The organism is Isoptericola sp. NPDC056573, from assembly GCF_042793335.1.
Lineage (GTDB): Bacteria > Actinomycetota > Actinomycetes > Actinomycetales > Cellulomonadaceae > Isoptericola.
The window spans coordinates 363,536-370,092 of record NZ_JBHTUY010000005.1; the positions used below are offsets into that span (position 1 = coordinate 363,536).

7 protein-coding genes are annotated in these 6,557 nt (G+C 74.5%); 4 read left to right on the forward strand and 3 right to left on the reverse strand.

Annotated features, from left to right (window positions below; all coding sequences use genetic code 11):
- Positions 1–4 precede the first annotated feature (4 nt).
- Together ACFQ8E_RS11585 and ACFQ8E_RS11590 are read left to right on the forward strand one after the other, a co-directional pair.
- Complete coding sequence (locus ACFQ8E_RS11585; protein WP_430550691.1) at positions 5–673, forward strand: uridine kinase; 669 nt, start codon at positions 5–7, stop codon at positions 671–673.
- Positions 674–723: 50 nt separating this feature from the next.
- Positions 724–1,098 carry a VOC family protein gene (locus tag ACFQ8E_RS11590; RefSeq protein WP_430550692.1) on the forward strand — a complete coding sequence of 125 codons (375 nt, stop codon included), beginning with the start codon at positions 724–726 and terminating at the stop codon, positions 1,096–1,098.
- A gap of 10 nt (positions 1,099–1,108) precedes the next feature.
- Here the strand turns inward: ACFQ8E_RS11590 and ACFQ8E_RS11595 are convergent, their stop codons facing one another.
- On the reverse strand, positions 1,109–1,678 hold the full coding sequence (locus tag ACFQ8E_RS11595; RefSeq protein WP_430550693.1) for a DUF1697 domain-containing protein: 570 nt from the start codon (positions 1,676–1,678) through the stop codon (positions 1,109–1,111).
- A 161-nt stretch (positions 1,679–1,839) separates the two neighbouring features.
- Between ACFQ8E_RS11595 and ACFQ8E_RS11600 the strand changes: the two genes are divergently transcribed.
- Entirely contained in the window at positions 1,840–3,084 is a 1,245-nt protein-coding gene (locus tag ACFQ8E_RS11600) for a glycosyltransferase (RefSeq protein ID WP_430550694.1), read from the forward strand.
- Positions 3,085–3,093: 9 nt separating this feature from the next.
- Here the strand turns inward: ACFQ8E_RS11600 and ACFQ8E_RS11605 are convergent, their stop codons facing one another.
- Entirely contained in the window at positions 3,094–4,107 is a 1,014-nt protein-coding gene (locus ACFQ8E_RS11605; protein ID WP_430550695.1) for a LacI family DNA-binding transcriptional regulator, read from the reverse strand.
- Between the two features lie 188 nt (positions 4,108–4,295).
- Here ACFQ8E_RS11605 and ACFQ8E_RS11610 point away from each other — a divergent pair, with 188 nt between their 5' ends.
- Positions 4,296–5,003, forward strand: coding sequence for a GntR family transcriptional regulator (locus tag ACFQ8E_RS11610; protein ID WP_430550696.1), 708 nt, complete (start codon positions 4,296–4,298; stop codon positions 5,001–5,003).
- A 56-nt stretch (positions 5,004–5,059) separates the two neighbouring features.
- Here the strand turns inward: ACFQ8E_RS11610 and ACFQ8E_RS11615 are convergent, their stop codons facing one another.
- Entirely contained in the window at positions 5,060–6,406 is a 1,347-nt protein-coding gene (locus tag ACFQ8E_RS11615; protein WP_430550697.1) for an MFS transporter, read from the reverse strand.
- Positions 6,407–6,557: the final 151 nt, after the last annotated feature.

The following is a 6,557-nucleotide window of genomic DNA, read 5'->3' on the forward strand; positions in this document are numbered from 1 at the left end:
CCCCGTGAGTGACAGCGGAAGCGCGCCTGACGGCGGCCGGGAGCAGGTGTCGGACGCACTCTTCGAGGTGCCGCCGGGTGCCCGGCGCCCGGCGCGCAGGATCGTGCTCCTCACGGGCCCGTCGGGGTCGGGCAAGACGGCGCTCACGCGGCGCCTGGGCCTGCCGGTGATGAACCTCGACGACTTCTACCACGACATCGACTTCCCCGGGATGCCGATGCGGTACGGCATCGTCGACTGGGACGACCCCCGCAGCTGGGACTCCGCCGCCGCCCTCGACGCGCTGCGCGCGGTGGTCCGCACCGGCCGCGTGGAGGTGCCCGTGTACGACATCCCCACGTCGCGGCGCACCGGAGGCGCGGTGCTCGAGGCGGGCGACGCGCCCGTCGTCGTCGCCGAGGGGATCTTCGCCGCGGAGCTCGTGGCGGCATGCCGGGCGGACGGGATCCTCGCGGACGCGATCTGCCTCAGCCAGCCGCGCGTCGTGAACTTCTGGTTCCGGTTCCTGCGCGACGTCGCCGAGTCGCGCAAGCCGTTGCCCACGCTGGTCCGCCGTGGCTGGGGGCTGCTGCGCGCCGAGCCCTCGCTGGTGCGCCGGTGGACGGACCTCGGCTGCCGCCTCGTCACGCCCGCGCAGGCCGAGCGGGACATCCGCGCGCTGCTCGCACCCTGACCGCCTCGAATTCGCTTCGGGCACGCCGGCGCGGCGCCTACGGTGGGCGCATGGCGACGGTGCGGAAGTTCCAGGTGACCTTCGACTGCGCGGACCCGGAGCGGGTCGCCCGGTTCTGGTGCGAGGTGCTGGGGTACGTCGTGCCCGAGGGCGTGGACTGCGTCGCGCAGGACCCCACGGGCGAGGGCCCGCGGCTGTACTTCCAGCGCGTCCCCGAGGGCAAGGTCGTGAAGAACCGCGTGCACCTCGACGTCCGCGTCGGCACCGGGCTGGTGGGGGACGAGCGGCTGGCCGCGCTGCGCGCCGAGCAGGAACGGCTCGAGCCGCTGGGCGCCGTCTACCTGTACACGCAGTACGCCGACGGCGAGGAGGAGTCCTGCATCACCATGCAGGACGTCGAGGGCAACGAGTTCTGCATCGACTGATCCGCCGGCGCTAGGCGGGCAGCGGCTCGTCGAGCAGGGCGAGCAGGCGGGTGGTGGTCCGCCAGGTCCGCACGGTCATCCGTCCGAAGACCGGCATCGCCATGAGCCGGGTGATCCGCGTGCGCCGCGCCTCGGCCGCGACCCGCGAGAAGTAGACGACGCCCGGTCCGGCCGCGACGGCGTCGACGCCCTCGCGCAGCTCGGGCAGCTGGTCGAGCACCTCCCCCGCCGTGAGGGGCGCCTTGAGGAAGAGGACGTCGCTGCGCAATGCGTCCGAGCCGTGGTCGGGCGGCGCCGCCGCGACGGTGGCGGCCAGCTCCGCGCGCGACCGGACCAGCGTCGGGACCGCGAACCCGAACCGCTCCGCGAGGGCTTCCTCCAGCGCGCCCTCCAGACCCGCGCCGCTCGCCGGCCGCGCCGCCAGCAGCACGTTGCCGCTCTGCAGGAACGTCCGCACCGCGCCGTGCCCGGCGTCGCGCAGGCACGCGGCGAGCTCCGCCATCGGGACGGCGTGCCGTCCGCCGACGTTGATGCCACGCAGCAGGGCGACCGACGTCGGCAGCCGCGGATCCGTGACCATGAGCCCACGATGGCACGCGCCCCGGACCTCGACGCCCCGGTCCGTCCCGCAGGACGCCAAGTGCTGTCCATGGGCGGCCCACGACGTGTCATGAGAATGTCACACGCCGGTCATCAGCCTCACACCATCACCACTCACGCTGGGGGCAGGAGGTGGTCCCCATGGCCCAGCAGCACGTCGAGCGCACGATCGAGAGGTACGTCGAGCACGGAGCGGTCCGCGTGCTCTCCCTCTACGAGGGCTTCTTCAGCGGCGGTGCACGGGTGCTGCACTCGTCGGTCGTCGCGGGCCTGCACGCGCAGGGCCGCCAGCGGCACACGGCGCTGAGCGTCCACGACGAGGTGCGGCGCGACGCCGCCCTGCAGCGGATGGTCGACGACCGCCGGTACCGGCAGCTGACGGCCGCGGGCGTCCGCGTGACGTCGCTGGGCCGGTCGTCGGAGGTACCGCACGACCCGGAGGTCCTCACGGACGCCGAGGCCGAGGTCCTGGCCCGCGCGCTGCGCGATGCCGACGTGGTGCTGTCGCTCAAGGAGCAGCCGCTGCGCCTCCTCGCCCGGCCCGACCTGCTTCCCGACCGGCCGGTCGTCGCCTGCCTGCACCGGTCCGACCCGGAGCACCAGGGGTCGGGGCTGGGGCACCTGCTGCGCGCCGCCGACGACGGCCGGCTCGCCGCCGTGGTCTGCTGCGCCGAGTCCACCCGGGACGCCTACGAGGCCGCCGGAGTGCCCGCGCACCTGCTCCGCGTGATCCCCAACGGCGTCGACCTCACGCGCTTCCGCCCTGCCCGCCCCGCACGACGCCTCGCGGTCCGCGGGGCGCACCGGCTCCCGGCCGACGGGACGGTCGTCACGTACGCCGCCCGCTACGACGCGATGAAGAACCCCCGGCTGTTCCTCGCCGCGGCCCGCGAGCTGCTGGCGAGCGACGCCGACGCGCACGTCGTGATGTGCGGCTCGGGCATGAGCCCCGCCAACCCGGACCTCGCGGCCGACCTGCGCGACGCCTTCGCCGACCGGCCCGACCTCCTGGGTCGCGTCCACCTGCTCGGCGTGCGCCACGACATGGAGCAGGTGCTCGCGGCCTCGGACGTCGTCGCGCTGACGTCGGCGTTCGGCGAGGCCGCGCCGCTGTGCCTCATCGAGGGCGCCATGTGCGGCGCGGTGCCGGTGACGACGCCCGTGGGCGACAGCGCACGGCTGGTGGACGGTATCGGGCTCGTCACGGGCTTCGACCCGGCGGAGATCGCCGCGGCGTGGCGCGAGGCCGCCGCGCGCCGGGACGCCCTCACCGGGGCGCTCGTCGCGGCGCGGCCACGGTTCAGCCACGTGCGGATGCTGTCCGCCTACGGGGCCACGATCGAGCGCGCGCACCGCGGGCTGGGGCTGACGCTCGCGCGCGCCTGAGCCGGCCCGTCAGCGGGTCGAGTCGCGCAGCTGCACCTCGTAGCCGACCTCGGTGACGGCACCGGGCACGGCGTCGCCGACGGCGGCCTGCACGGCGAGGCTGCCCATCTCCTCGAGCGGGATGCGCACGGTGGACAGGGCGGGCGCGTGGTCGCGCAGCGTGGGGACGTCGTCGAACCCGGCGACGCGCACGTCGCGCGGCACCTCGACCCCCAGCTCGCGCAGGCGGGCGATGAGTCCGATGGCCATGACGTCGGTGACGGCGAAGACCGTCAGCGGCTCCTCGGCCGCACGCTCGCGCACCACCTCGGCGACGTCGTCGCCGGCCGTGTAGCCGCCGTCGCGGGAGAACTCGGTGACCAGCACCTCCGTGACCTCGCCTCCCGCGGCGCGCACGGCGGCGGTGAACGAGTCGGTCCGCTCCCGGGACGTCACGACGCGGGCCGGCCCGCCGAGCACGACGAACCGCCGCTGCCCCTGCGCCAGCAGCGCCTCGGCGAGGGCGCGGGCGCCGGTCGCGTTCGGCGGCCGCACCACGGAGCCGTCGCCCACCGGCTGGCCGACGATGACGGACCGGCCCCCCGCGGCGACGAACGCGTCGAGCTCGGCCGCGAGGGCGGCGTCGTCGTGCGGGGTCCACCGGGTGCCGGCGACGACGACGGCGTCCACGCGCTGGGCGGCGAACGCGGCCACGGCCTCGCGCTCGGCCACCGGGTCCCGGCCGGTCGACGCGAGCAGCACGAGGCGCCCGCTGGCCCGGGCCGCGGCCTGCGCGCCGGCGGCGATCGACGAGAAGTAGGGGTCGGAGATGTCCTGCACGACGAGCCCGAGCAGCCCCGACCGGGCGCGCGCCAGGGCCTGCGCCTGCGCGTTCACGACGTAGCCCAGGTCCGCGGCCGCGGCCTTGACCCGCGCGACCAGCTCGGCCCCCGGCTGCCGCGCCGACCCGTTGAGCACCCGCGACGCCGTGGCGAGGGAGACCCCTGCACGGTCGGCGACGTCCTGCAGCCTTGCTCGGGCCACGAGCACACCTCCATCTCCGGGGCGGTCGGTACCCGCCCGACGCGCGGGCACTCCGGACGTGCTCGCCGGTGCACAGCCTATCGGCGCCCGGAAAACGTCTTCCGACCGTGCCCGCGAGCCCGACCGAGACGCTCGTCCGACCCGCGGCGCCGCAGGTCCGGCGAGGCCCGCACCGATAGAATCGGCTCGTGCCCAGGACCAGCAACTCGACCGCGCGCGCCGTCCCGCGGCGGGCGCTCGCCGACCACGTGTTCGACGAGCTGCTCTCGTGGCTCATGGACGGCACCCTGACGGCGGGCAGCAGCCTCAACATCGACGGCATCGCCCGCGAGCTCGACGTCTCGCCCACGCCCGTGCGCGAGGCGCTCGCCCGGCTCGAGGCGACCGGCATGGTGCGACGGGTGGCCCTGCGCGGCTACTTCGTCACGCCGGCGCCGACCACCAAGGAGCTGATGGACCTCATGGACGCCCGGCTCGCCGTCGAGCCGGCGAACGCGTACTTCGCGTGCGAGCGCGGGGACGAGGCGTTCCTGACCGGGCTCGAGGAGGCCGTCGACGAGCTCGAGAACTCGTCCAACGGCCCCACCTACCAGGAGTTCCGCGACTACTGGGAGGCCGACGAGCGCTTCCACGCGCTGGTCGCACAGGCCGCGGACAACTCCTACCTGCAGGCCGCCTTCGCCGCCCTCGGCGGCCTGGCGCAGCGGTTCCGGCAGTTCTCGGGCAAGGGCGTCACCGACAAGGCGGTGGCGGTCGAGGAGCACCGCGCGATCCTCGACGCCATGCGGTCGGGGGTGCCCGAGCGGGCCCAGGAGCTCATGCGCCGGCACATCGAGGGCGTGCGGGCGCGATCCCGGTCGGAACGCGAGGAGCCGGCGCCCCCGCAGGGCGCGTAGCCCTGCGGGGGCGCCGGCTCCCGGCCCCTTGGTGTCAGACCCGCGTCAGACCCGCGTCAGACCCGCGCGGCGTCCTGCCCCTCGGCGTCCGTCGCGGCCGCACCCGGCTCGGTGGCGCCGTCCGCCCGCTGCATCCGCACGACGGCACGTCGCGCGACGAACGTGCCGACCGCGCCGAGCAGCAGCACCACCATGAGGAAGTACATGCCGGCCTCGGTGGTCCCGGTCGCCTGGGTGAAGAGGCCCACCACGTACGGGCCGATGAAGCCGCCGAGGTTGCCGAACGAGTTGATGGCCGCGATCGCCACGGCGGCCGTGGCCCCGGCGAGCACGCCGCTCGGCAGGGACCAGAAGACGCCCGCGATGGAGTACACGCAGAACGCCGCGAGGGACAGGGCGGCGAGCTGCAGCACCGGCGACGCGACGGCCGCGCTCGCGCCCATGCCGATCGCGGACCCGACGAACAGGCAGGCGAGCGGCACCCAGTTGTCCCGGAAGTGCCGGGCCGCCCAGCGCGACGTCACCAGCACGCCCACGAGCGCGAACAGGTACGGGACGTCGGTGAGGATCCCGGTCTGCAGGGTGGAGGTGGAGAACTGGTTCACCACCTGGGGCAGCCAGAACGACAGGCCGTACACGCCCACGGTCGAGGGGAAGAACAGCAGGGCGAAGACCAGCACCCGCTTGTCGATCAGCGTGCGCAGCGGGTTCTTCCCGTCCTCCTGCTTGCGCTCCGCCTTGTCCTTCTCGAGCTCGTGCTCGATCCAGTCGGCCTCGTCCTTCGTCAGCCACTTCGCGACGCGCGGCGTCTCCGGCAGGAACTTCCAGGTCGGGATCGCCATGAGCACGGCGGCCACGCCCACGACGAGGAACAGCCACTGCCAGCCGGACATGCCGAGCCCGGACACGCCGAGCAGCCAGCCGGCCAGCGGCGACATGATGATGAAGGCGAGCGGCGCCGAGATCACGAACGTGCCCGTCGCCTTCGTCCGGTGCCGGTGCGGGAACCACGTGGTGAGGTAGAAGATCACGCCGGGGTAGAACCCGGCCTCGGCGACGCCGAGGAGGAAGCGCAGCACGTAGAAGCTGATCGGCCCCTGCGTGAGGGCCATCGCGGCGGTGATGATGCCCCAGGTGACGAGGATGCGCACGAACCACATCCGCGGCCCGTACTTCTGCATGAGGACGTTGCTCGGCACCTCGAACAGGAAGTACGCGATGAAGAACAGCCCGGCGCCGAGGCCGAACGCCGCGTCGCCGATGCCGACGTCCGCGCCCATGCTGAGCTGGGCGAACCCGACGGCGGAGCGGTCGATGTAGGCCACCGTGTAGAGGGCCACCAGCAGCGGCAGCAGCCGCATCGTGACCTTCCGGACGAGGGCGGGCTCGTTGACCTGTGTCACGTTCGAAGACTCCTGTGTCTCGTGCGGGGCACGGCTCGACGACGGGCCGTGCACGGGGCGCGGGGGGGGCCCCCCCCCCCCCCCCCCCCCGGGGGGGGGGGGGGGGGGGGCGCGCGCCCCGCCCGACCGGGCCGACCCACCCACACACCAA